Raw genomic sequence first — 22,661 nt, 5'->3', positions numbered from 1 at the left:
ACGGCGACGGGTTTGTGACGCTTCACGCACCTTCACGTGATCCCGGTGGGGTCATTTCATGGTGCGGTTAACGGCTTGGGCGTCAGCGCGGCGGCACGCCGACCGGCCAGAGCGACGTCGGCACCGGGCTCGGATCGTCCTCCCGCCAGCGCCAGCCGATCGGCCGGCCGGCGAGGCTGCCCTCCACCAGCGTCAATCCCGGCCCGTTCGGCCGCCGCCGCGCCACGGCGCGGTAGGCGAGCGCGTCGCGCACCTCCACGTCCGTGTCCACCGGCATGGTGTTCATGTCCATCCACGCATGCGACTGCGTCGGCATCTGAAAAAGCCTCCCTGGCTGCATCCACCCTGGTCGGCCGGTCGGACCTCTCCACCGGACCAAGGCGCACGGGCGGCACCGGTTTGGCCGGCGCTCGATCGTCTGGGCGGAATCGAACGGCCGTCACGCAGCCGTCTGTATGGGTCGGGTCAGGCAGTGGAAGCCGCCGACCACTCGCTTCCCTCGTCACGCACATCGTCGGGGGTGAGCGCGAACTGAACGACGCTGGCGAGAAGCGCGACCGTTACCGCGATGGCCGCGGCGGCACCGAAGTCGGTTCCAAGCGCCAGGACGACACCCGTCGCCGTGGCTCCGCAGCTTCCCAGGAAGAGTGTCACCTCGGTCGGCATGACTGGCCCCCATGCGTTAACCAAGTATCAACATCTCAATCATAGACGAACCGCGGCGGATTTCACCACCGTTGTTAATTTCAGCATCCGATTTAATGTGAAAAGTTGGGCACTTGCCTGAACAATCCACCAGATGCTTCGTGCGGATCACTCCAGCGGCGCCGCCCGGCACGCGACCACCGTCAGAAGTACGGGGTTCGGCGGCATCGGCCGCTGCGGAATGGTGGCGACCACGCTGCCGTCCGCGTAGCCGGCATCCACACAGAAAGCTTTGGCGCAATTGGCGGGCGTGTCCTGGGCGCAGGAAACGTTGAGCCCGGGGACGATGACGGGGCGATTTGCGATTTCCACGAGCACGCGCTCCAGGCGCATCAGGCGCGCGTCGGTGTCGTCCTCGGCCGACGATTGCGCCGCGGGCGCTTCAGTCTGGGCGAAGGACGGAACGGAACCGACGGAGAAAAGGACGGTCAGAAGGGCGGCGGTCATGGCAAAGGATCGGGACGGCATGAGAGCTCCGATTCGAGGCTGGATGGTCGGGTCCGGTCGCGGCGGCGTCGCCCGGATAGGAGAAATACCTGATCTCGCATCTTTCAACCGAGAGGCCGGGCCCATGCAAGCCTTGAACGCGGTCTTCGTTTGATCCGGCACGCGAGCCGTGCCCCAATGGTTGAAGACGGATGGCGGAGAGGGGGCCGCCGCACCGTCGCCTGGGGAGGAAGACCGATGCGGATGATCGATACGCACCTGCACATCATCGAGCGGACACGACTCTCGTATCCATGGCTTGCCGGGGTTCCGACGCTCGACCGGGATCATAGTTACGAAACCTACGCCGCCGAGGCTGCGGCTGCGGGCATCACCGACGCGCTGCACATGGAGGTGGACGTCGGCCCTGAGGACATGGAGCGCGAAACGCGGCTCGTCGCCGAGATCGCCGCCCGTCCCGGCAGCCTGGTGCGCGGCGCCATTGCGGCCTGCCGGCCGGAGACGGCGGACTTTCCCGATTTCCTCGCCCGCCAGCGTGCCAATCCGCTGGTCAAGGGCTTCCGCCGGGTGCTGCACGTGGTGCCGGACGACGTGTCCGAGGCCGCCCTCTTCCGCGGCAACGTCGCGCGGCTCTCCGGCACCGGGCTCAGCTTCGACATCTGTGTCGCCGCCCGCCAGATCCCGACCGCCATCGCCCTCGTCGACAGCGTGCCCGACGACATTCCCTTCGTGCTCGACCACTGCGGCGTGCCGTCCGTCGCCGAAGGCGCCCGGCATCCCTGGGCCGACCACATGACCGAGATGGCCCGCCGGCCGAACGTCGCCGTGAAGATCTCCGGCGTCGTCGCTTATGCGGTGCCCAGTTGGAGCGTGGACGACCTCCGTCCTTACGTGGAGCACGCGATCGCGGCCTTCGGTTGGGACCGGGTGGTGTGGGGCAGCGACTGGCCGGTCTGCACCCAGACCGCCAGCCTCACCCGCTGGGTGGAAGCGACGCGCACCCTAACGGCCGGCTGCAGCGACGACGAGCGCGCGCGCCTCTTCCACCGCAACGCGGAGCGCATCTACCGGGTCTAGGCCGCTTTGAAGATGTGGCCCGATGCACGCGAAAGACCTTTGGTCTATTCGATGCGAAGTTATTGACGTCGGGAAAGATCGGATCTTCGGCCCGCTTTGCGTTCAGCGAATAGGACAGTGTCACCCAACAATTCGGTGCCGCTAAGCAAGTGCCTCGGCTGGGCTTTCCGGCCGTTGGCTCTAAACTTGGCCTTAACTCGAATAGGAAACATTGCATGGTAAGGACCGGCTTCACAAACGCCGGACCTGCTTCGTCGCAAGAGTGACATTTCCATGCGTTTGATCATCGGCATCATCGTCGTTTTCGCGTGCGTTTTCGGCGGCTACATGGCGATGGGCGGCCATATCGAAGTCCTTTGGCAGCCGTTCGAGTTCGTCATCATTCTCGGTGCGGCAATCGGCGCCTTCGTCATCGGCAACACCGCGCCGGTGCTCAAGGCCGTGCCGTCCATGTTCGGCACGCTGTTGAAGGGTCCCAAGTACAAGCCGGAAGCCTATGTCGAACTTCTGGCGATGCAATACGCTTTGTACAAGCTTGTGCAGCAGAAAGGCCTGATGCAGGTCGAGCCGCACATTGAAAATCCGGAAGAATCGCCGCTGTTCAACGCCTTCCCGACGTTCGCGGCGAACCATCACGCGGTCGAGTTCGTCTGCGACTACATGCGCATGCTGACGATGGGCGCCGACAACGTCCACGAGATCGACGCTCTCATGGATTCGGAACTGGAGACGCACCACCAGGAACAGGAGCGCGTCGTCTCGGCCATGCAGTCGATCGCCGACGGAACCCCGGCGCTCGGCATCGTCGCCGCCGTGCTCGGCGTGATCAAGACCATGGGAGCGATCACCGAACCGCCGGAGGTGCTGGGGCATCTGATCGGCGGCGCGCTGGTTGGCACCTTCTTCGGCGTCTTCGTCGCCTACGGCTTCTTCGGGCCCATGGCGCAGTCGCTCAAGAGCATCTACGAAGCAGAATCCAAGTATTACCTGTCGCTCAAGGCCGGTCTCCTCGCTCACATCAGCGGCCAGCCGCCGGTGATGGCGGTGGAATTCGCCCGAAAGGCACTGATGAGCGAAGTCCGCCCGACGTTTGTCGAAGTGGAAGCGGCAACCGCCAATCTGCCCGCCACGACCTGACCCGATTTCCAGCAGGAACGCCATGGCCAAACCCAATCAACCGATCATAATCAAGAAGATCAAGAAGGCCGCACACGGGCACCATGGTGGGGCCTGGAAGATCGCCTACGCGGACTTCGTGACGGCCATGATGGCGTTCTTCCTGCTGATGTGGCTGATCAGCATGACGACGCCGGAGCAGAAGACGGGGTTGGCGGAATACTTCGCGCCGGCCGCCGTAAGCCTCAGCACCAGCGGCGCGGGGGGTGTCCTGGACGGCAGTGCCATTGCCCATTCCGGCAGCCAGTCGTCGGGCTCGCGGCCCGACATCAGCCGAATGGATCCCTCCGCGCCGCGCGACGCGGCATACGGCGGCGCCGGGCAAGGCAACGCCGGCAACAGCGACGCCGACAGTCCGGCGGTCGCCGCCGAGGCCTATCACAGCGCAGCGGCCAGCATTCGGCAGGCGTTGCAAGCGTTGCCGGAGGTGACGCCCTACCTCAACAATCTCCAGATCGATGTCACCGACGAGGGCCTCGACATCCAGATCGTGGAGCAGTATGGGCGACGGATGTTCGCTGACGGGTCGAAGGCCCCGCTGGCTCCGGCGCGGGTCATGGTCGCGGCGATCGCGCCGATCCTGCAGCAGCTCAACGCCCAGGTGACCATTTCGGGCCATACCGCGGCGGGCGTGCGCTACGCCGACCGGAGCTACGGGGCGTGGGAGTTGAGCGCCGACCGAGCCAACATGGTGCGCGCGATCCTGAACCAGAACGGGCTGTCCGACGACCACATCCGCTCGGTCAGCGGCCTCGCCGCCACCGAGCCCTATTTTGTCGAGGATCCGTTCATGTCCCCCAACGAGCGGGTCCGTGTGAGCGTCGCCTTCCTGCCGCCGCCGCTGCCGGAAGCGTTGAATCCCTGAGGGTTCAGGAGCCGGCCCGGATCTCCTGGCGGGCAATCCGACCAGACGGAATGGTCTGGGCGGCAGGACATCGTTCGCGCCGTTCCGGCCGAAGTCCGGCCGGATCCGACCTTCGGCTAGAGCGCTTTCCGACCTGACGGAATCGTCAGGTCGAGAAGAAATCGCTCCAGATTCACTGAGCTGGAGCATTCTCTCATCGATCAAGTCGTGCAACTTGATCGGAGAATGCTCTAGCCCCCGCTGATCGCGGTCAGGATGAACACGTCCGCGCCCGGCGGCAGGGGGGCGTCGAGCCCCACCCGCTCGCCGTCCACGAACACGTTCATGTGCCGCCGGATCGCGGGCGTCGAATCGCAGATCCGATCCCGCATGCCGGGCCAGCGGGCATCGAGCGCGTCCACGAGGTCGGACACGGTCGCGGCTTCCACCTCCAGACGCCGGGGCGCGTCCGGGAAGAGCGGCGCGAGGGCCGCCGGCAGGCGCACGCACACCGGCCGCCGCGGTTCCGCGGCGACGGGCTTCGGATCGGGCGCGAGGCTGTCCATCTGATGGTCTCCGGCAGCGTCAGGCAGGCATCACCACGGTTTCCACCGAGGTGATGACCGGCAGATGATGAGCGAGCGCGGCCCAGCTGTCGCCCTCGTCGGCACTCGCATAGAGCGTACCGGAATTGGTGCCGAAATAGACCCCCGCCGGCTCCAGCCGGTCGGTCGCCATCGCCTGGCGGAGCACGCCGAAGTAGGCGTTCTCCTGCGGCAGCCCCTCCCGCTTCGCCTCCCAGGCCGTTCCGCCCTTGCGCGTGCGCCAGATGGCGCCCTTGGCGTCCGGCATGAAGCGCCCCTGGATGTCGCCGTTGAGCGGCGCCAGGAAGAGCTGGTCCGGGTCGCGCGGATGGGCGGCAGCCGGGAAGCCGAACGTCGAAGGCAGGCCCTCCTCTATGCTCTCCCAGGTCACGCCGCCGTCGTCGCTGCGATACATGCCGCAGTGGTTCTGCTGGTAGAGCCGGTCCGGGTTGCCGGGTGCCATCACGATGCAGTGGACGCACTGGCCCACCTCCGGATAGCGCTGGTCCTCCGGCATGTAGTCCGCCCGCGTGCCGCGGTTGCGCGGGCTCCAGGTCTCGCCGCCGTCGAAGGTGTGGAACACTCCCGCCGACGAGATGCCGACCCAGATCTGTCCCGGATCGCGCGGGTGGAGCACGATCGAGTGGAGGATCAGCCCGCCGCCGCCCGGCTGCCACTGCGGCCGGCTCGGATGGTCCCGCAGGCCCGCCACATGGCTCCAGGTCTCGCCGCCGTCGGTGCTGCGGAAGAGGCCCGCCGGTTCCACGCCCGCGTAGAGCACGCCGTCGCGGATTGCCAGGCTCCACACCGCCTTGATCGGCGTCTCGCCCGCCGCGTAGGCGAGCCCCGCGCTCGAATGGGTCCAGGTCTCGCCCCGGTCCTTCGACGCCCACACCGCCGGGCCGAACCACTCGTTGCCGCCGGCGGCGTAGACGGTGCCGGTCGCCGGGTCGGCGATGACGTGGTTGATCGGCCATGTCTCGCAGAACGGCCCCTTCAGCGACCACTCCCGCCGCGCCGGATCGCTGGCGGCGATGAAGGCGCCCTTTCGGGTGCCGACGAGCACGAACACCGTATCGGTCATTTCGGATCTCCCTCCCCTTCGATCGGCCCCGCCTCCCGCAAGGCCTTGGTTTCGTCTGGTCAGCGCGGCACGATCAGCGCCCAGGCGACGCCGAACCGGTCGTTCAGCATCACGAAGCGCCGCGCGAAGAAGTTCTCCCCCGCCGGCATGGTCACCTGGCCGCCGTCGACCAGCCGGTCCGCGATCCGGTCGAGCGTCGCCGGATCTTCGAGCGTCACCGCCAACTGGAAGCCCTGGAACGCGGCCGCCGACCCGCACCCGCCGTCGGACAGGTGGACGAGGCTGTCGCCGAGCTTCAGCGTCATGTGCATCACCTTGCCCTCCGAACCGGGCGGCAGCATGCCGGGCGGCGGCGGGTCCGGCGCGTCGCCGAAGGTCATGCGCTCCAAAACCTCCGCGCCGAGGACGGCCTGGTAGAAGGACGCGGCCTCGTCCGCGCGGCCATCGAAGAACAGATAGGGTTGCACCATCATCGGATCGGTCTCCTCTGTTGCAAGATCACCGCGCTTCGACCGGTACCGATGCACGCTGCTCGTCCAAGGACGAGGCCGCCGCTTCGCACCCGACACCCGCCGCCAACTTTTTTTCCACCCGCTCAGCGCGCCGCCCCGATCGCCTCGGCGCTGTCCGCCTGGAGCCTGTCCAGATGCTGGCGGATGTGGGCCGCCTCCGCAGCGCTGCCGGCGAGCGCGATCGCCCGACCGAACGCCTCGCGCGCCTCCGGTGCCCGGCCGAGTTGCATCAGGAAGGCGCCGCGCACCCCATGGAAGTGGAAATAGCCGTCGAGCCGACCGCCGAGCGGCTCCACCAGCGCCAGCGCCTCCGCCGGCCCCCGATGCTTGGCGACCGCCACCGCCCGGTTGAGCGTGACGACCGGCGAGGGCTGAAGCCGCTCCAGCGTGCCGTAGAGGAGGTCGATCTGCCGCCAGTCGGTGTCCTCCGCCCGCCCGGCGCGGGCGTGCAGCGCCGCGATTGCGGCCTGAACCTGGTAGGGACCGGGCCGCGCGTGCCGAAGCGCCTTGTCGAGGAGCGCGAGCCCTTCGGCGATCGCCTTGCGGTCCCAGCGACTCCGGTCCTGCTCCTCCAGAAGCACGATCTCCCCCGCCGCGTCGAACCGCGCCGGCGTCCGGGCGTGCTGAAGGAGGAGGAGCGCGGCGAGCCCCATGATCTCCGGCTCCGCCGGAAACAGCCGCAGCAGCAGCCGCGCGAGCCGGATCGCCTCGTCGGCGAGCGAAGCCCGCTCGGCCACCGCCTCGCCCGTCGCCGAATACCCCTCGTTGAACACCAAATAGACCATGGCGGCGACGGCCCCCAGCCGCTCCGCCCGCTCCACCGGCCCCGGCGCGTCGAACGGGACGCCCGCCTTGGCGATCCGCCCCTTGGCGCGGGTGATCCGCTGCTCCATGGCGGCCTCGCCGACCAGAAACGCCGCCGCGATCCGCCTCACCGAAAGACCCGAAACGATCCGAAGCGCCAGCGCGATCTGCTGGGTCGCCGGCAGGTCCGGATGACAGCAGATGAAGAGCAGCCGCAGCACATCGTCCCGGTAGTGGCTGCCGTCCAGCCGCTCGGCGGCCGCCGCCTCCGCATCCTCAAGGTCGGAGAGCAGATCCTCCGGCGGCAGGGGCTGCTGGCGCGACGCGCGGCGCACCTGATCGATGGCGGCGTTTCGCCCCACCATGATCAGCCAGGCGGCGGGATCGCGCGGCGGCCCGTTCGCCGGCCATGCCTTCAGCGCCCGGAGGCAGGCGTCCTGAAACGCTTCTTCGGCTGTGTCGAGATCGCGGAAATAGCGCAGCAAGGCCGCCACCGCCTGGGGCCGGGCGGCGGCGAGCGCCCCGTCGATCCAGGCGAGGTCGGTCACGCCCCCCTCCCCTCTGGCTGGTAGAAGCCGACGGGACGAAGTTCGTAGGATCCCTTCGAGCTTGACGCCTTGGCGAGGTCCTTGGCGGTCGCGACCGCGTCGTCCAGCGTCTCGCATTCCACGATGTAGAAGCCGAGCAGTTGCTCCTTCGTCTCGGCGAACGGCCCGTCCAGCACCAGCGGTTCGGTGCCCTTGCGCACGGTGGTGGCGGCGGTCGTCGGCAGCAGCCGCGCCACGGGGCCGAGCCGCCCCTCCTGGCGCAGCCGGTCCTGCACCACGGCAAGCTTCGCCATCACGGCCTCGTCCTCCTCCCGGGTCCAGGAGCAGACGACGTCTTCGTTGTCATAGCAGAGGATGGCGTAGAGCATGGTTCGCGTCCTTCGTGATGAAGCGAGGACGAACGAGTATGCCCGGATCCGACACGGTCGGGAGGGTTTTTACAGGACGAATGGAATGCCGCACGGCAGCGGATCGGCCTGCCCGACCCGCCGCATGTACCCCGGCTTCAATGTGCCGCCGCAGAGGCCTTCTTGCCGCGCACCGCGTGCCAGATCGGCGCGATCACGTGCTCGGTCAGCGGGATGATGGCCGCCCCGACGAGCAGCCCGACGACGCCGGAGAGCGCCGCGGCCACCATCCATTCCACGAACCCGTGCGCCACCACCAGCGCGTCGGCGACCGCCACGGCCGCGTCGTGGATGCCGTGGCCAAGGGTGTCGAAGCCGTATTCCTCCAGCCCGTGCACGATGATGCCGCCGCCGACCCAGATCATGGCGGCGGTGCCGACCACCGCCAGCGCCTTCAGGAAATAGGGCATGCCGAACACCAGCCCGCGCCCGAGCGCCCGGCCGGCGCCGGTGGAGCTCTTGGCGAGCGCCACGCCCGCGTCGTCGGCCTTCACGATCAGCGCCACGGCCCCGTAGACCGCGACCGTGATGCCGATGGCGACCGCCGCCAGCACCACCGCCTTCATGGCAAGGCTGTCCTCCGCCGGGATCGCCGCCAGCGTGATGGCCATGATCTCGGCCGAGAGGATGAAGTCGGTCTTGATGGCACCGGCCACCTTGGCGTTCTCGAACGCCGCCGGATCCTCCGGCGCCGCGCCGATCTGCGCCTCGTGGCCGTGCGCCGCGTGCGGGAACAGCGCCTCGTAGACCTTCTCGGTGCCCTCGTAGCAGAGATAGGCGCCGCCGAGCATGAGCAGCGGCGTGATCACCCACGGCGCGAAATAGCTGAGCAGCAGGGCTGCCGGCAGCAGGAAGATGAGCTTGTTCTTGATCGATCCCATGGCGATCCGCCAGACGATCGGCAGTTCCCGCTCGGCCGCGAAGCCCACCACATAACGCGGCGTCACCGCCGCATCGTCGATCACCACGCCCGCCGCCTTGGCGCCGGCCTTCGCGGCATGCGCCGCCACGTCGTCGAGGGAAGCGGCGGCGACCTTGGCGAGACCCGCCACGTCGTCGAGAAGTGCGATCAGGCCGATGCTCACGGGTCTTTGCTCCTGTCGGTGGCGCGTGCCTGGGCAAACGCGCGAGCAGCCGTTCTGCTCCATCCATCGCATAGGCGAGAAGCGGGACGATGAACAAGAGGCTATGTGGGAGGCTCATCGGCTGGTCGTCTGCATCCTCCCGTTACGCCGTCATCCCGGCGAACGCCGGGATCCAACCGAACGTGCCGCACCCTGCATCGGCGCAGATGAGGCCACCGACGGTTGGGCCCCGGCGTTCGCCGGGGTGACGCTTGGGATCGAGAAACGGAGGACATCGAACCCGTTCCCCATCCTCCACAGCGTTGGGATCAAGCGAAGGAGGACATCCGTGACGTCTACCATCCTCCCCATCGTCATGGTCCGCGCAGGCGGACCACCCACGCATGTCATGTCCGGACATGCATCCCGTCCATCGCATCCGGACGATGACCCTCAATCCCGGCTCTTCATCAGCCGCGCCTTTTCCCGGTTCCAGTCGCGTTCCTTGCTGGCCTGGCGCTTGTCATGGGTCTTCTTGCCCTGGGCGAGCGCGATCTCCAGCTTCGCCCGGCCCCGGTCGTTGAAATAGAGCCGCAGCGGCACGATCGTCATGCCCTCGCGCTGCACGGCCGCCAGCAGTCGCGAGATCTGCCGGCGGTGCAGCAGCAGCTTGCGCGGGCGCCGGGTCTCGTGGTTGAAGCGGTTCGCCTGCAGGTATTCCGGGATATAGGCGTTGTAGAGATAGATCTCGTCGCCGCGCGCGCCCGCATAGGCGTCGCCGAGGTTCGTCCGCCCCTGCCGCAGCGACTTGACCTCCGTGCCGGTCAGCATGATGCCGGCTTCGATCTTGTCGCCGATAGCGTAGTTGTAGCGGGCCTGACGGTTGTCGGCGACGATCTTCTTCGGCGGCTCGGTGGCCTTCTTGGCGTTCATCTGCTCTCTGCCGGCCTCAGTTGAGGAGGCCGGCGTGCTCCAGTGCGGACCTCAGCGCCGCCTCGGTGGACGCGGTCACGGGAACGAGCGGCAGGCGGAGGTCGTTCCGCATGCGACCCATCAGCGACAGCGCATACTTGGTCCCCTGCGGGTTCGGCTCGATGAAGAGCGCCTGGTGCAGCGGGAACAGCCGGTCCTGGATCTTGAGGGCACCCGCGTAGTCGCCGGCCAGACACGCCGCCTGGAAGGCCGAGCAGAGCCGCGGCGCCACGTTCGCCGTCACCGAGATGCAGCCGTGGCCGCCGTGCGCCATGAAGGCGAGCGCCGTACCGTCCTCGCCGGAGAGCTGGATGAAGTCCGGCCCCATGGCGTGGCGCTGGGCGCTGACCCGGTCGAGCTTGGCGGTGGCGTCCTTGACGCCGACGATGTTCTTCAGCTCGAAGAGCCGCGCCATGGTCTCCACGGACATGTCCACCACCGACCGCGGCGGAATGTTGTAGATGATGATCGGAATGCCGACCGCGTCGTTCACCGCCTTGAAGTGCCGGAAGAGGCCCTCCTGGTTCGGCTTGTTGTAATAGGGCGTCACCACCAGCAAGCCGTCGGCCCCGGCCTTTTCCGCGTGGCGGGCGAGGTCGATTGCCTCCAGCGTGTTGTTGGAGCCGGCGCCGGCGATCACCGGCACGCGCTTGTTGGCCACCCGGATGGCGGTCTCCACCACCTTCTTGTGCTCGTCGTGGCTCAGCGTCGGGCTTTCGCCCGTGGTGCCGACCGGCACCAGGCCGTGGCTGCCCTCGGCGATCTGCCAGTCGACGAACGCCTCGAAGGCGGCCCAGTCGACGGCTCCATCGGCGAACGGCGTGACGAGCGCGGTGATAGACCCCTTGAACATGGCGTTTTCTTCTTCATCTCCCGCCGGACGGATCGCCACGCCGGCGTCGTGGTCGGCGGACAATAGTGTGACGGCCGTTGGAGAACAACAGCGATCGTGCCGCCGTCGCGTCCCGCCGAACCTTTGTCGCCAGCGTGGCGGGCCTGCGCTTTTTCCGCCGCCCGATCGCCTCCAAAGCGCCCGCATCAAGGGTTCATAAACCAAGCGGGCGCATATTAAGATGTCGTCAAGAACTGGTGGTGGGCGGAGGACCAGGCCCATCATCGCCAGTCCCGGAGTCTGACGCATGGCCCTCCCCTTCCGTGCCTCCCGTTCCCTCGCCGCGCTCCTTGCCAGCGCGATGGCTGTCACCGCGGTCCCGCCGGTCTCCGCGGCGCCCGGCCTCGTGCCGTTGCCCGTGCCGCGTCTTGCCGAACCCGCGATCGGCGACGCCGACGCGCCGCTTCCCGTCGTCGAGGTCGCCGCCGAGAGTCTTGCCCAGGCGCTGAAAGCCATCGGCAAGAACGATTATCCGCAGGCCCGCTCGATCGCGTCCGGTCTGTCGCAGCTCGACAAGGACATCGTCACTTGGATGGCCATCCGCCGGGACGTGTCGGGCCTCACCCCGCGCATGATCACCGAGTTCGCCGCCCGCAATCCGCACTGGCCCTCCGTCGCCATGATGCGCCGCCGCGCCGAGGTGGCTCTCGCCCGCCAGAAGATGTCTCCGCGCGAGGTGGTGGCGGCCTTCGGTGCGTCCGAGCCGATCACCGAACAGGGCGTGCTCGCCCTTGCCCGCGCCCAGATGGCGGTCGGCGACAAGAAGCGCGCGAGCGCCACCCTCCACAAGCTCTGGACCTCCGAGACCCTGTCTCCGGAGGAAGACGCCGCCATTCTCCGCGACTTCGGGTCGGTGCTGACGAAAGCGCAGCTGCAGGCGCGCTTCGACTTCCTCATGTACAACGACCGGGTGGTCCAGGCGTCCAACATCGGCAAGCGCCTCGGCGGCGGCCACGTGCAGCTCGCCGATGCCCGCGCCGCCGTCCTTCGCGACCAGAAGGACGCCGCTCGCAAGCTGGACGCCGTGCCGAAGGACCTCCGGTCCAAGCCGGCCTACCTCTTCACCCTCGCCGAGTACCGCCGTCGCGCCGACCGGCCGGAGGATGCCGCCGCGGCGCTCCTCAAGGCCGGCAGCGATCCGGCCGTGCTCATCGATCCGGACCATTGGTGGATCGAGCGGCGTATCGTCGCCCGCGATCTCGCCGAAAAGGGCAACGCGAAGCTCGCCTACAAGGTGGTGGCCGCCCACCGGGGCGGGAATCCCGAGACCCTGGCCGAGGCGCACTTCCACGCCGGCTGGTTCGCCCTCCGCTTCCTCAACGACCCGACGACCGCCGGCAAGCACTTCCAGGCCCTCTCCGGGGTCGGCCAGAAACCGATCACCCGCTCGCGCGCCCACTACTGGCTCGGCCGCACGGCGGAAGCCGCCGGCCGCATCGAGGACGCGCGCGCCTGGTACACCCGGGCGAGCGCCGATCAGGTCGCCTTCTACGGTCAGCTGGCGCGGGTGAAGCTCGGCGCGTCCACCCTCGGCCTGCCGCAAGCACCCAAGCCCTCCGACGCCGACCGCCAGGCTTTCGGGCGCAACGACCTCGTCCGCGTCATGGCCCGGCTGATCGAGGCGGGCTTTGCGAGCGATGCCTCCAGTCTCTACCCGGAGCTCGCCCGTCAGCTGCCGACCGGCGGCCAGCTCGCCCTCCTCACCACCTACCTGGAGCAGCGCGGCGACCATCGCGGCGCCCTCCAGGTCGGCAAGATCGCTGTGGAACGCGGCATGGACGTGCAGCGGCTCGCCTATCCGCTGAACGCCATTCCGGAGTCCGCGCGCAAGCAGACCAAGGTTGAGACCGCCATCGTCTACGCCATCGCCCGCCAGGAGAGCGCGTTCGACCCGGCGGCCGTCAGCCACGCCGGCGCCCTCGGCCTCCTCCAGCTCATGCCTGGCACCGCCCAGGCGACGGCGCGCACCCTTGGCGTCTCCTACAACAAGGGCAAGCTCACCGCCGACCCGGGCTACAACGCCACCCTTGGCGCCGCGCACCTGCGCGAACTCGTCGACGCCTACAACGGCAGCTACATTCTGACCTTCGCCGCCTACAACGCCGGCGCCAGCAAGGTGAACGAATGGATCCGCCGGTTCGGCGACCCGCGCGACGGCCGGATCGACCCGATCGACTGGATCGAGATGATCCCGTACGGCGAGACGCGCAACTACGTCCAGCGTGTCACCGAAAACCTCCAGGTCTACCGCGAGCGCCTGGACGGCGGGCCGCTCAGGATCGTGGAGGATCTTCAGCGGGGCGGCAGCTCGTGAGCGCCGCCGTGCGCCCCATCGACTGGACCGCCGCCGACGGCACCCGCCTCGGCGGCACCATCCGAGAACCGGCGGGCGCCGCCGGCCGGCCCGTGCTCTGCCTGCCGGGCCTCACCCGCAACGGCCGCGATTTCGAAACCCTCGCGGCTGCGCTGTCCTCCGGAGACCATCCCCGCACGGTCGTCACCATGGACTTCCGCGGCCGCGGCCGCTCGGCCTACGCCGATCCGGCCACCTACCGGCCCGACGTGGAGGCCGCCGACGTGGTGGCCGGCCTGGACAGCCTCGGCATCGAGACGCCCGCCATCGTCGGTACCTCGCGGGGCGGCATCGTGACGATGATCCTCGCCGCCACCGCGCCGGCCCGCGTCGGACCCGTCGTCCTCAACGACATCGGCCCGGTGATCGAGACCGCCGGCCTTGCCGCCATCGCCAGCCGCATGAACCTCACCCTCGGCCACGCCATCACCACCTGGGACGAGGCGGTCGCGGACCTCAAGGCCACCATGGGCCTCACCTTCACGACGCTCTCCGACGAAGACTGGACCGCCGTCGCCCGCGCCATGTACCGGGAGGATGCCGACGGCCGGCCCGTGCTCGACTACGATCCGCGCCTTTTCGACGCCTTTGCGACCTTCGACCCCGCCAAGGGCCTTCCGCCATTCTGGCCGGCTTACCTGGCGCTCGGCGACCGCCCCGTCATGGTGATCCGCGGCGAGGCGTCCGACCTCCTCTCCGAGGCGACCGTCGCCGAGATGGCCGCCAAGCTGCCGCACGTGACCGTCCTGCGGGTGCCCCACCAGGGCCACGCGCCGACGCTGACCGACGCCCCGACCATCGCCGCCGTCCGTGCCTTCCTGGACCGGGCCGACGCGGCGGACAGCCCGTCGGCCTGAACGCTTTCGGGTCAGCGCCAAATCGGATAACCGGTGGAACACGCATCCCACCCGCACCGAGGCGCCCCCTACATGTCCGACGACCGTATCGAGCCGAGCCCCGAAACCTTGCTCGCCCACAAGGGCCGGCACCCCCGCGACCACCACGGGTTCGTCAACCCGCCGGTCTACCACGGCTCCACGGTCACTTTTCCCGACGTCGCCACCATGCTGTCCGGCCGGCAGCGCTATACCTACGGTCGCCATGGCAGCCCCACGACCGACGCGCTGGAGGAGGTGCTGGCCGCCCTTGAGGGCGCCGAGGGCGTGGTGCTCTGCCCGTCCGGCCTATCGGCGGTGACGACCGCCATCCTGGCGGTAGCCGGCGCCGGCGATCACATCCTGGTCGTCGACAGCGTCTACGCCCCAGCCCGCCGCTTCTGCGACGGCATGGCGAAGCGCCTCGGCATCGAGACGACCTACTACGATCCCGCCCTTGGCGCCGAGATCGAGAGCCTGATCCGCCCCAACACCCGCGCCATCTACACCGAGACGCCGGGTTCCCTCACCTTCGAGCTCCAGGACATCGACGCTCTCGCCGCCGTCGCGCGCCGCCACAACCTCCTGGTCGTCACCGACAACACCTGGGCGACGCCGCTCTTCTACAAGCCGCTCGCCCACGGGGCGGATATTTCGCTGATGGCCGGCACAAAGTACGTGGTCGGCCATTCGGACGTGCTGATCGGCACCGTCGCCGCCGGCCCGCGCGCCTGGAAGCGGCTGAAGGAGGTGCGCACCGACCTCGGCCTCAGCGTCGGGCCGGACGACGTCAACCTCAGCCTCCGCGGTCTGCGCACCATGGCGGTCCGCCTCGCCCGTCACCAGGAGAGCGGCATCGCGGTCGCACGCTGGCTGGAGGATCGGCCGGAAGTGGCGCGGGTGCTTCACCCGGCGCTGCCCTCCCACCCGCAGCACGCGCTCTACGCGCGCGACTTCACCGGCGCGTCCGGGCTCTTCTCCTTCGTCACCCGGCCGGCGCCCATGAAGGCGGTCGCCGCCATGCTGGACGGGCTCGCCTATTTCGGCCTCGGCTATTCCTGGGGCGGCTTTGAGAGTCTGGCCATCGTGTCGGACCCGAAGAAGATCCGCACCGCCACCGCCTGGGCGGACGACGGCCACCTGATCCGCCTCCACATCGGTCTGGAGAACCCGGCGGACCTCATCGCAGACCTGGAAGCCGGCTTCGCCCGCTTCAATGGGGCGCTGACGGACTGATCCCGATGGCGGCGAGGCGGATCAGCGCCCCTCGCCGCCGTCCGGCAGCACGGAGGCCTTCCGCTCCTTGTAGATCAGGCGGAGGTTGCGCAGGTAGATGATCAGCCCCAGACCCTGGCCGGCGATGAACACGGGGTCCTGGCGCTGGACCGCGTAGATCAAGAGGAAAAGGCCGCCGCCGAGGGAGAAGAACCAGAAGGCCACCGGCACGACGGAGCGCCGGGCCTTCTCGCTCGCCATCCACTGCACCACGAAGCGCATGGTGAAGAAGGCCTGGCCAATGAAGCCGAACAGGATCCAGAAGTCCCACTGGGCCACGAACACGTCGTGAAGCCAGTCGGCGAGAGCGGCGAACACTTCAACCATGCGGGAGACCGATTTCCGAGACCATGGGGATCTTCCGGCGGCGTTTTCTCAGCCACCAAACCCCTAAGAGATCGAGCGCGCCGCGCAGCCCCCGATCGAAGATGCCGTAGTTGGACCGGCCGAACCGGCGCGGACGGTCCACCACGTCCACGTGGACGACGCCGAATCCCTCGCGGATCACCAGCGCCGGCAGGAAGCGGTGCCAGCCGTCGAAGTAGGGGAGCAGCAGGAACACCTCCCGACGCATGGCTTTGAGGCCGCAGCCGGAATCCCGCGTGCCGTCGGCCAGGATGGCGCCGCGGAGGGAATTGGCGAAGCGCGAGGCGTATTTCTTGTAGATGCCGTCCGTCCGCTTCAGCCGCTGGCCGGCCGCGAGCGCCACCGATGGGCCTGCCCCGTCGAGCGCCGCTACGAGGGCCGGGATGTAGGCCGGGTCGTTCTGCCCGTCGCCGTCGATGGTCACCACCAACCGACCGCGCGCCGCAAGGACGCCCGAGCGCACCGCCGCGCTCTGCCCGCACGGCCGGTCGTGGCGCACATGGCGGACCGGCTTTCCCTCCCCCGCCAGCTTGGCGAGGAGCGCGCCGGTGCCGTCGCTGGAGCCGTCATCCACGACGATCACCTCGAGCGGATGGGCCTCAAGGGCAACCAGGATTTCGCCGATCAGGATGGCGAGATTGTCCGCCTCGTCCTTGGCCGGTATGACCACGGAGATCAGGTCGCCGGACCCTTGGAGAGGTAGCTGTCGAGACGTCATGGACGGTTCCGGTGTCAGCGCCGCTCCGACCGAGACGCCGCTCATCGGGCGCCGGTATCGTCCGTCCGGCCTCCGGATGCAAGGGGAAAGCCGATCCGCCGGCCGATTTCGCGGCCGATCCACCGGGTCGGGAAGCGCCTGCGGACCGGCAGGCCGCGCGCCCCGACGCGGAGCGCCAGCCGCCGTTCGGCGAACCAGCCGGCGATCAGCACCGTCGAGGCGCCCCCCAGCAGCAGGCCGGCGGCGATGTCGGAGGCGAAGTGCGCCCCGACCACGGACCGCGACGCCGCGACCAGCAGGGCGAACGGCGCCACAGCGAGCGCGACCCGCGGCCACAGGAAGGCGAGCCCGGCGACGAGCGCCGCCATGGTGGTCGCGTGGCCCGACGGGAAGCTTGCCATCCGCGGGTCGAGCGTCGGCCCGGTGAGCGCGCCGAGCCCTTCGAGCGCCGGCTGCATGGACGGCCGCGGATGGCCGAGGCCGAACTTGAGGATGATGGCCGCGACTCCGCTGATGGCGATCACCGCGAAGCCGTAGATCGCCAGCCGTTCCGCGTGGCGCAGGAAGGCCGCCCACCGGCGCGGCAGGCGGGCACGTCTGAGTGCCAATTCGGCGCCCAGGATGCCGACGAGGAGCGGGATCAGGATCCAATCCGACTTGCCGAACCGGGTGATCGCCCGCATGTCCTTGCGCAGCCAGTCCGGCAGCGCGGCGACGCCCGCCCGTGCCTCGTCGTTGAGGGCGAAGCCCGCCACCGTGAGCGCCGTGCCGGCGAGGAGGATGACGAGAAGAAGCCGCGTCGGCGCATCGAGCGGTGCCAGGGATTGTCGCAGCGCGGCGATGGCCCGGTCCGGCCGCCACGCCGCGGAAAGCGGCGAGAGGACGCGTGCTCGGACTTCCAAAGAGGCGATCCTCGCGGCGCAAAGTGCCAGCACCCATGCCGCCCCGGTCAGGTTCAGGAGTGCCGCGGCCATGAATCGGAGGCCAGCCCCGGCGAACAGCAGGCCGAGTGCCCCGTCGCGGCCGGCGGCCTCCAGACGTTCGCCTGCGGTGGCACGAGCGTCGCGCATCGATGCGGCGTCGAAGGGGACGGCCTTTGGTGTCCGGTCGGTCGAGGCGGGGCGAACGGCGGCGGCGCCGTCCGCGAAGACGGCGTTAGGGCGTGGGCGCTGCGGGAGGCTCTCCAGTCTCAGCTCCGTCACCCGCCGTGCCTCCGTCCCGCGTGTAGATCCGGATCGTCCGCAGCCTCAGCCCGTCGATGTTCCTGCCCACCACCAGTGTGGCGAGCGTCGGCGTCACCCCGAGGGCCGCGAGGCCGGCCACGAAGGCCTCGTCGCGGCGCGCGTCAACCATGGCGACCGCGCACGGACCCTCGGCAAACGCTGCCGCGCCCTCCTCCGGCCTCAGCAGCCGTGTGTCGGTCCCAAGCCGCACCACGAGGCTCGGCTCGGTATAGCCGACCGCGATCCTCCTTGTACATTTTGACACTATCGTGACGGTTTCCGCAACGCGGTCGGAAAGCCAGAGACTTTTCGCCGCCGGCATCAGGTGCACCCAGCCGAGCGCCACCACGCCGCCGGACGCGATCGCCGTCGCCAGGATTGCCACCCGCGGGTAGCCCTTCCGGGCGATCACCCAGGCCACCAGCGCCAGCGCGCCAGCCACCACGGCTCCGGCGATGCCGATCGGATCCGCGTGGCCCTCCAACGCGATGAAGGCGCCGTTGAGGCCGACCGAGAGGATGATGCCGCCAAGGGCGATCCAGGCCAGCGACGCGCGCCGCCATCGGGTGGAGGGCATCAACAGGCCGGCGCCGAGCGCGCCGCCGACCATCAGCGTCAGCGCCGGGAGGAGCGGCAGCACGTAGTGCGGTAGCTTCGTCGCCACGGCTTCGAACACGATCCATGACGGCAGCGACCAGGCGATCAGGAAGCGCGCCGGCAGGGTGTGCCGCGCCGCGACAGCCCAGGCAATGCCGAGCGGGATGAAGGCCGATGCAGGCCAGAAGGTGCCGAACGAGGCCAGCAGATAGGTGCCGGGCGGCGCGCCGTGGCTTTCCTGCGCGGCGGCGATCTTGCCGGCGAAGTCTTCCCCGAGCGCGTGCTGGAAGAAGGCGCCCTCGGAGATGCTGGCGATCGCCACGAACCAGGGCAGCACCAACGCGAGCATCCAGGGCAGACCGAACAGCGGTTTCAGCCCGCCGAGAAGACGGAACGACCGGTCGTAGGCCATCAGCGTGAAAAGCGTGAGGCCGACCACCAGTGGCGCCACAGGGCCCTTGATCAGGATGCCGCAGCCGAGCGCGGTCCAGAACAGCGCGTTCCGCCCGAAGCGGGCCCGCCGATCCGGGTCCATGGCTAGCGAAGCCAGCGCCCACTGTGCCGCCACGATGGTGGCGAGCAGCATGCCGTCGGTCTTGGCGAACCGGGCTTCCACGCCCGTCAGAACCGTGGTGGCGACAAGAAGTGCGCCGAAGAAGGCGCCCGTGGTGCCGAAGAGCGCGACCCCGGCGCCGTAGGCGAACAGCACCGCCAGGGTGACGCCGACGAGAGACGGCAGCCGGAAAGCCCACAACGGCGCGTCCGGCCCCCCGCCGACCGCCGTCACCGACAACGCCTGCAGCCAATAGATGCCGATCGGCTTCTTGTAGCGGGCGTCGTCCTGAAAGCGAATGTCGACCCAGTCGCCGGTCTCCAGCATCTGCCGGGTGGCCTGGACGAATCGCGCCTCGTCGCGGTCGGTGACCGGCAAGGTGTCGATCCCGGGCGCCAGAAGGGCGACCGAGAGGACGAGGAGCACCAGCACGTGGACGATCACCACGAAGGGCGACGCGGCCGGCCGTCGCGCCGTGGTGGCGCCGCTCGGGGCCGCCGGACCCGGTGCGGGTTTGCCGTCCGCATCCGTGCTCGCGGCCGCCGGCGGAGGGTCCGTGGGCGTCCGACCGGCAACGGCCGACTTGGAGTCCTCGATCACGTCCTGCATGGACAACCCCGATGTCACAGATCCCGAGCCGCCTCGTGCGGTGGCCGATCGGCGAACGTGTAGCGCGGATTCCGGCACGGGTAAGCCCGCCACGGGACATTTTTTACCGAGCGGGCACGTGCCGCGGGACGAATCCATGTACCGCGGTCATCCTTCGGTCCAGAATCACGGCCAAGATCAGATCGGCTGATACGGGTTCGTCCCGTGCTCGGTTCCATTCCCTGGCCCGACTGGCAAAACGACGAGGCCCTGCGGCGCGCAGCGGCTTGCGCCCTCGTCGTGCGGCTCAACGCCGCCCATCGCGCCCCATCGACGAGGAGACGGCGAGATCCATGGAGCAGATCGCGAGTGCGAACCTTTTCCTGGCGCTCGGTGCGCTGCTTGTTCTGGGCGGCATCCTGTCGAGCCTTCTGGCCTCGCGTTTCGGCACCCCCCTCCTCCTCGTCTTCCTCATCATCGGCATGCTGGCCGGTGAGGACGGCATCGGCGGCATTGCCTTCGACAATTATCAGGCCACCTACCTGATCGGCTCCTGCGCCCTCGCCATCATCCTGTTCGACGGCGGCCTGCGCACGCGCCTGTCCACGGTGCAGGACGCACTCGCCCCGTCGATCGTGCTGGCCAGCTTCGGTGTCGCCATCACGGCGGGCGTGGTCGGCGTGTTCTGCTCCTACATGTTCGGCCTCAATTGGGTGGAAGGCCTGCTTCTCGGCGCCATCGTGGCCTCCACGGACGCGGCGGCCGTGTTCTTCCTCCTGAAGACCGGCGGCCTGCAGTTGAAGCCGCGCATCGGCGCCATGCTGGAGATCGAATCCGGCTCCAACGACCCGGTCGCGGTCTTCTTCACGCTGGTTCTGACAGAACTGGCGCTCGCCAACGGCGGCATGCCCGGCTGGCAGGTGGCCGAGAGCCTCTTGCGCCAGGCCGTGCTCGGCGGCGGCATGGGCCTTGCCGTCGGGATGCTCCTTGTCTTCCTTCTGAACCGGCTCAATCTCCTCAGCGGGCTGCACCCGCTGTTCGTCATCGCCGCCGCGATCGCGCTCTTCGGCTTCACCGCCCTTCTGGACGGGTCCGGCTTCCTGGCGGTCTACGTGGCCGGTCTCGTGGTGGGCAATCGGCAGGTGCGGGCCTTTCCGTCGATCGTCAACTTCCACGACACCGCCACCTGGCTCTGCCAGATCGTCATGTTCCTCGTGCTCGGCCTTTTGGTGACGCCGTCGACGCTGATGGAATATCTGGTGCCCGGCTTGGTGGTGGCGGTCTTCCTCATCCTCGTCGGCCGGCCCATCGCCATCTATCTCTGCCTTCGCCTCTTCGGCTTCACCTTCAAGGAGATGCTGTTCACCTCCTGGGTCGGCCTGCGCGGCGCCGTCTCCATCTTCCTCGCCGCCATCCCGACGCTCGCCGGGGTGAACGGTGCGGAGCTCTATTTCAACGTCGCCTTCTTCGTGGTGATGATCTCCCTCGTCGTCCAGGGCTGGACCATCGCACCCGCCGCCCGGCTGCTCGGGATGGCACTGAAGCGGCCGGCCGCCGCCACCAGCCGCGTCGAGATCGACCTGCCGGGCCAGAGCAGCAAGGAACTGGTCGGCTACCCGATCGCCAACGACAGCTTCGTGGCCCTCCGCCCGAGCGCCCTCCCCACCTGGCTGAAGCCCGTCCTGGTGGTGCGCGAGGGCGAGGTGAAGAACGCTGCGGAGATCACCGGCGGCCTCAGGGTCGGCGATTACGCCTACTTCCTCGTGCCCACCGAACGCGTGCACCGGCTCGACCGTGTGTTCGCGCCGCTGCCGCCGGATGCGGCGAACGCCGCCAAGCGCCTCGTCTTCGGCGAGTTCCCCATCGCGGCGGACGCGATGATCGACGAGCTCGGCGCCTTCTACGACCTCAGCGTCCCGCCCGACATCGCCGGTCTCTCCGTCGCGGACGCATTCGCGGCCCGCTTCGGGGCGAAGGTGCGCCCCGGCGTCCGCCTCGACCTCGGCGGTTTTGCGTCCATCACCGCCCGCGACGTGGCCGACGGCGTGGTCACCCGCGCCCGCCTGCGGTTCGACGAGGTGGTCGACGTCGGCTCCCTCCGCAACACGGCCGCGATCGAAGCCACCACGCGGCCGGCACGGGCAGCCCGCTCGCTCCGCAGGCTGATCGGCCGCGACATCTGACCGGCCCTCCGTCCGCCGCATTCGCACGGACATTGACCTGTCGCGCCAAGACCTGAAGCTTGAGCGGATCGCGTCGTGCTGCATCGCACGCGTCGAATTTCAGTAACCGTCTCGAAGTGATCCCTGCACATCTGCTTTCTGCCATCCGGAACGAAGTTCGGTTCTGGATGTTGTCAGAGCGATCCGTTGTTTCTCCGGTTCAATGCAAAATTTGAACCGAGCAAAGCATGGACATGCAAGCAGTCTCCGTGTGGAGTTGATCCTGATGACTTCGAAGACGCTGAAAATTTCCGCCCTCCTGGCTTCCGTTGTGATCGGCCTGGCCAACCCGGCCTTCGCCCAGTCGTCCGACGGTGGTTCGGGTGGGTCCGGCGGGTCCAGCTCGGGCGACAGCTCCGGCGGCACGGGTGCCGGCTCGAGCGAAACCGGCGGTCCGGCCGGCAGCGAGCCGGAAGGCACCGGCGCCACCTCGTCGTCCGACCAGAGCGATTCCGGCACGGGCAGCGGCACCGGCACCGGCGCGGCCTCCGGCACCGCCGACCCGAGCGCCAGCATCACCGCCAACCCGAGCGAGGAAGACGGCGTCGAGAAGCCCTGCCCCGCCGGCCAGACTCGCACCGCCTCCGGCGGCTGCATGTAACCACCGGCCGGCCGCTTTGGCAGCCTTGCAAATCGTTTAAGCCAGAGCGGCGCCGTCCCTGGACGGCGCCGTTCCCTTGTCCGGCCTCTGAAATCCCGTGGGGGCGGGCGTGGTCCGTCGTGCAGGCGTTCCGAAACTGGCGTACGGTAAGCCGCTACCGAGTCCCCCCGCTCG

Annotated in this window: 23 protein-coding genes; 8 read left to right on the top strand and 15 right to left on the bottom strand. The window is 68.8% G+C overall.

The window, feature by feature from the left end; translation table 11 throughout:
* Positions 1–82: 82 nt before the first annotated feature.
* The 3 genes from BUQ68_RS10475 to BUQ68_RS10465 form a co-directional block, all read right to left on the bottom strand.
* Positions 83–316: a hypothetical protein gene (locus BUQ68_RS10475; RefSeq protein WP_075215914.1), complete on the bottom strand. Its 234-nt coding sequence runs from the start codon at positions 314–316 to the stop codon at positions 83–85.
* A gap of 149 nt (positions 317–465) precedes the next feature.
* The gene (locus tag BUQ68_RS10470; RefSeq protein ID WP_075215913.1) at positions 466–666 is read right to left on the bottom strand and encodes a hypothetical protein; all 201 of its coding nucleotides are present in this window, start codon (positions 664–666) and stop codon (positions 466–468) included.
* A gap of 147 nt (positions 667–813) precedes the next feature.
* Positions 814–1,152, bottom strand: coding sequence for a hypothetical protein (locus BUQ68_RS10465; protein ID WP_075215912.1), 339 nt, complete (start codon positions 1,150–1,152; stop codon positions 814–816).
* Positions 1,153–1,395: 243 nt separating this feature from the next.
* Here BUQ68_RS10465 and BUQ68_RS10460 point away from each other — a divergent pair, with 243 nt between their 5' ends.
* The 3 genes from BUQ68_RS10460 to BUQ68_RS10450 all read left to right on the top strand — a co-directional run bounded on the left by BUQ68_RS10460 (position 1,396) and on the right by BUQ68_RS10450 (position 4,270).
* Positions 1,396–2,229, top strand: coding sequence for an amidohydrolase family protein (locus BUQ68_RS10460; protein WP_075216123.1), 834 nt, complete (start codon positions 1,396–1,398; stop codon positions 2,227–2,229).
* Positions 2,230–2,502: 273 nt separating this feature from the next.
* The gene (motA, locus tag BUQ68_RS10455; RefSeq protein WP_075215911.1) at positions 2,503–3,366 is read left to right on the top strand and encodes a flagellar motor stator protein MotA; all 864 of its coding nucleotides are present in this window, start codon (positions 2,503–2,505) and stop codon (positions 3,364–3,366) included.
* 22 nt (positions 3,367–3,388) lie between these two features.
* Positions 3,389–4,270, top strand: a complete 882-nt coding sequence (locus BUQ68_RS10450) for a flagellar motor protein MotB (RefSeq protein ID WP_075215910.1) — start codon at positions 3,389–3,391, stop codon at positions 4,268–4,270.
* 230 nt (positions 4,271–4,500) lie between these two features.
* Here the strand turns inward: BUQ68_RS10450 and BUQ68_RS10445 are convergent, their stop codons facing one another.
* From BUQ68_RS10445 to dapA, 8 genes are all read right to left on the bottom strand, one after another.
* Entirely contained in the window at positions 4,501–4,815 is a 315-nt protein-coding gene (locus BUQ68_RS10445; protein ID WP_075215909.1) for a MoaD/ThiS family protein, read from the bottom strand.
* Between the two features lie 19 nt (positions 4,816–4,834).
* Positions 4,835–5,917 (bottom strand): WD40/YVTN/BNR-like repeat-containing protein, encoded by a 1,083-nt coding sequence (locus BUQ68_RS10440; RefSeq protein WP_075215908.1) that lies wholly within the window; start codon positions 5,915–5,917, stop codon positions 4,835–4,837.
* A 59-nt stretch (positions 5,918–5,976) separates the two neighbouring features.
* Complete coding sequence (locus BUQ68_RS10435) at positions 5,977–6,390, bottom strand: VOC family protein (protein ID WP_075215907.1); 414 nt, start codon at positions 6,388–6,390, stop codon at positions 5,977–5,979.
* Positions 6,391–6,512: 122 nt separating this feature from the next.
* A complete protein-coding gene (locus tag BUQ68_RS10430) occupies positions 6,513–7,781 on the bottom strand; it encodes an RNA polymerase sigma factor (protein ID WP_075215906.1) in 1,269 nt (422 codons plus the stop codon).
* On the bottom strand, positions 7,778–8,149 hold the full coding sequence (locus BUQ68_RS10425) for a YciI family protein (RefSeq protein WP_075215905.1): 372 nt from the start codon (positions 8,147–8,149) through the stop codon (positions 7,778–7,780). The genes BUQ68_RS10430 and BUQ68_RS10425 overlap by 4 nt, the downstream gene beginning before the upstream one ends.
* A gap of 137 nt (positions 8,150–8,286) precedes the next feature.
* The gene (locus BUQ68_RS10420; protein WP_075215904.1) at positions 8,287–9,273 is read right to left on the bottom strand and encodes a DUF808 domain-containing protein; all 987 of its coding nucleotides are present in this window, start codon (positions 9,271–9,273) and stop codon (positions 8,287–8,289) included.
* Between the two features lie 432 nt (positions 9,274–9,705).
* On the bottom strand, positions 9,706–10,185 hold the full coding sequence (gene smpB / locus BUQ68_RS10415) for an SsrA-binding protein SmpB (RefSeq protein ID WP_075215903.1): 480 nt from the start codon (positions 10,183–10,185) through the stop codon (positions 9,706–9,708).
* Between the two features lie 16 nt (positions 10,186–10,201).
* Positions 10,202–11,077 carry a 4-hydroxy-tetrahydrodipicolinate synthase gene (dapA, locus tag BUQ68_RS10410; RefSeq protein ID WP_075216122.1) on the bottom strand — a complete coding sequence of 292 codons (876 nt, stop codon included), beginning with the start codon at positions 11,075–11,077 and terminating at the stop codon, positions 10,202–10,204.
* Positions 11,078–11,363: 286 nt separating this feature from the next.
* On the opposite strand from dapA, the gene BUQ68_RS10405 reads away from it, so the two are divergent.
* The 3 genes from BUQ68_RS10405 (at position 11,364) to metC (ending at position 15,580) form a co-directional block, all read left to right on the top strand.
* Positions 11,364–13,430 carry a lytic transglycosylase domain-containing protein gene (locus BUQ68_RS10405; protein WP_075215902.1) on the top strand — a complete coding sequence of 689 codons (2,067 nt, stop codon included), beginning with the start codon at positions 11,364–11,366 and terminating at the stop codon, positions 13,428–13,430.
* Entirely contained in the window at positions 13,427–14,326 is a 900-nt protein-coding gene (locus BUQ68_RS10400) for an alpha/beta fold hydrolase (RefSeq protein WP_075215901.1), read from the top strand. The genes BUQ68_RS10405 and BUQ68_RS10400 overlap by 4 nt, the downstream gene beginning before the upstream one ends.
* 72 nt (positions 14,327–14,398) lie before the next feature.
* The gene (gene metC / locus BUQ68_RS10395; protein ID WP_075215900.1) at positions 14,399–15,580 is read left to right on the top strand and encodes a cystathionine beta-lyase; all 1,182 of its coding nucleotides are present in this window, start codon (positions 14,399–14,401) and stop codon (positions 15,578–15,580) included.
* Between the two features lie 21 nt (positions 15,581–15,601).
* On the opposite strand, the gene BUQ68_RS10390 is transcribed toward metC, so the two are convergent.
* The 4 genes from BUQ68_RS10390 to BUQ68_RS10375 form a co-directional block, all read right to left on the bottom strand.
* Positions 15,602–15,946, bottom strand: a complete 345-nt coding sequence (locus tag BUQ68_RS10390; protein WP_075215899.1) for a lipid-A-disaccharide synthase N-terminal domain-containing protein — start codon at positions 15,944–15,946, stop codon at positions 15,602–15,604.
* Positions 15,939–16,703: a glycosyltransferase family 2 protein gene (locus BUQ68_RS10385; RefSeq protein WP_075216121.1), complete on the bottom strand. Its 765-nt coding sequence runs from the start codon at positions 16,701–16,703 to the stop codon at positions 15,939–15,941. The genes BUQ68_RS10390 and BUQ68_RS10385 overlap by 8 nt, the downstream gene beginning before the upstream one ends.
* Before the next feature lie 41 nt (positions 16,704–16,744).
* On the bottom strand, positions 16,745–17,773 hold the full coding sequence (locus BUQ68_RS23980) for a phosphatase PAP2 family protein (RefSeq protein ID WP_083656468.1): 1,029 nt from the start codon (positions 17,771–17,773) through the stop codon (positions 16,745–16,747).
* Positions 17,774–17,858: 85 nt separating this feature from the next.
* Positions 17,859–19,685 carry an ArnT family glycosyltransferase gene (locus BUQ68_RS10375; RefSeq protein WP_139315201.1) on the bottom strand — a complete coding sequence of 609 codons (1,827 nt, stop codon included), beginning with the start codon at positions 19,683–19,685 and terminating at the stop codon, positions 17,859–17,861.
* A 332-nt stretch (positions 19,686–20,017) separates the two neighbouring features.
* Between BUQ68_RS10375 and BUQ68_RS10370 the strand changes: the two genes are divergently transcribed.
* Complete coding sequence (locus BUQ68_RS10370; RefSeq protein WP_075215897.1) at positions 20,018–21,847, top strand: potassium/proton antiporter; 1,830 nt, start codon at positions 20,018–20,020, stop codon at positions 21,845–21,847.
* 265 nt (positions 21,848–22,112) lie between these two features.
* On the top strand, positions 22,113–22,487 hold the full coding sequence (locus tag BUQ68_RS10365; RefSeq protein WP_075215896.1) for a hypothetical protein: 375 nt from the start codon (positions 22,113–22,115) through the stop codon (positions 22,485–22,487).
* The last annotated feature ends 174 nt before the right edge of the window (positions 22,488–22,661 follow it).

The sequence above is a fragment of the Mongoliimonas terrestris genome, from assembly GCF_001927285.1.
Taxonomy (GTDB): Bacteria; Pseudomonadota; Alphaproteobacteria; order Rhizobiales; family Pleomorphomonadaceae; genus Chthonobacter; species Chthonobacter terrestris.
Note: the sequence above shows the minus strand (reverse complement) of the source record. Positions and strands in the feature narration are given on the sequence as shown.

Coding starts and splice junctions, on each gene's coding strand:
- BUQ68_RS10475 (WP_075215914.1), bottom strand. CDS start 316: ATGCCGACGCAGTCGCATGCGTGGATGGACATGAACACCATGCCGGTG.
- BUQ68_RS10470 (WP_075215913.1), bottom strand. CDS start 666: ATGCCGACCGAGGTGACACTCTTCCTGGGAAGCTGCGGAGCCACGGCG.
- BUQ68_RS10465 (WP_075215912.1), bottom strand. CDS start 1,152: ATGACCGCCGCCCTTCTGACCGTCCTTTTCTCCGTCGGTTCCGTTCCG.
- BUQ68_RS10460 (WP_075216123.1), top strand. CDS start 1,396: ATGATCGATACGCACCTGCACATCATCGAGCGGACACGACTCTCGTAT.
- motA (WP_075215911.1), top strand. CDS start 2,503: ATGCGTTTGATCATCGGCATCATCGTCGTTTTCGCGTGCGTTTTCGGC.
- BUQ68_RS10450 (WP_075215910.1), top strand. CDS start 3,389: ATGGCCAAACCCAATCAACCGATCATAATCAAGAAGATCAAGAAGGCC.
- BUQ68_RS10445 (WP_075215909.1), bottom strand. CDS start 4,815: ATGGACAGCCTCGCGCCCGATCCGAAGCCCGTCGCCGCGGAACCGCGG.
- BUQ68_RS10440 (WP_075215908.1), bottom strand. CDS start 5,917: ATGACCGATACGGTGTTCGTGCTCGTCGGCACCCGAAAGGGCGCCTTC.
- BUQ68_RS10435 (WP_075215907.1), bottom strand. CDS start 6,390: ATGATGGTGCAACCCTATCTGTTCTTCGATGGCCGCGCGGACGAGGCC.
- BUQ68_RS10425 (WP_075215905.1), bottom strand. CDS start 8,149: ATGCTCTACGCCATCCTCTGCTATGACAACGAAGACGTCGTCTGCTCC.
- smpB (WP_075215903.1), bottom strand. CDS start 10,185: ATGAACGCCAAGAAGGCCACCGAGCCGCCGAAGAAGATCGTCGCCGAC.
- dapA (WP_075216122.1), bottom strand. CDS start 11,077: ATGTTCAAGGGGTCTATCACCGCGCTCGTCACGCCGTTCGCCGATGGA.
- BUQ68_RS10405 (WP_075215902.1), top strand. CDS start 11,364: ATGGCCCTCCCCTTCCGTGCCTCCCGTTCCCTCGCCGCGCTCCTTGCC.
- metC (WP_075215900.1), top strand. CDS start 14,399: ATGTCCGACGACCGTATCGAGCCGAGCCCCGAAACCTTGCTCGCCCAC.
- BUQ68_RS10390 (WP_075215899.1), bottom strand. CDS start 15,946: ATGGTTGAAGTGTTCGCCGCTCTCGCCGACTGGCTTCACGACGTGTTC.
- BUQ68_RS10385 (WP_075216121.1), bottom strand. CDS start 16,703: ATGACGTCTCGACAGCTACCTCTCCAAGGGTCCGGCGACCTGATCTCC.
- BUQ68_RS23980 (WP_083656468.1), bottom strand. CDS start 17,773: ATGCGCGACGCTCGTGCCACCGCAGGCGAACGTCTGGAGGCCGCCGGC.
- BUQ68_RS10375 (WP_139315201.1), bottom strand. CDS start 19,685: ATGCAGGACGTGATCGAGGACTCCAAGTCGGCCGTTGCCGGTCGGACG.
- BUQ68_RS10370 (WP_075215897.1), top strand. CDS start 20,018: ATGGAGCAGATCGCGAGTGCGAACCTTTTCCTGGCGCTCGGTGCGCTG.
- BUQ68_RS10365 (WP_075215896.1), top strand. CDS start 22,113: ATGACTTCGAAGACGCTGAAAATTTCCGCCCTCCTGGCTTCCGTTGTG.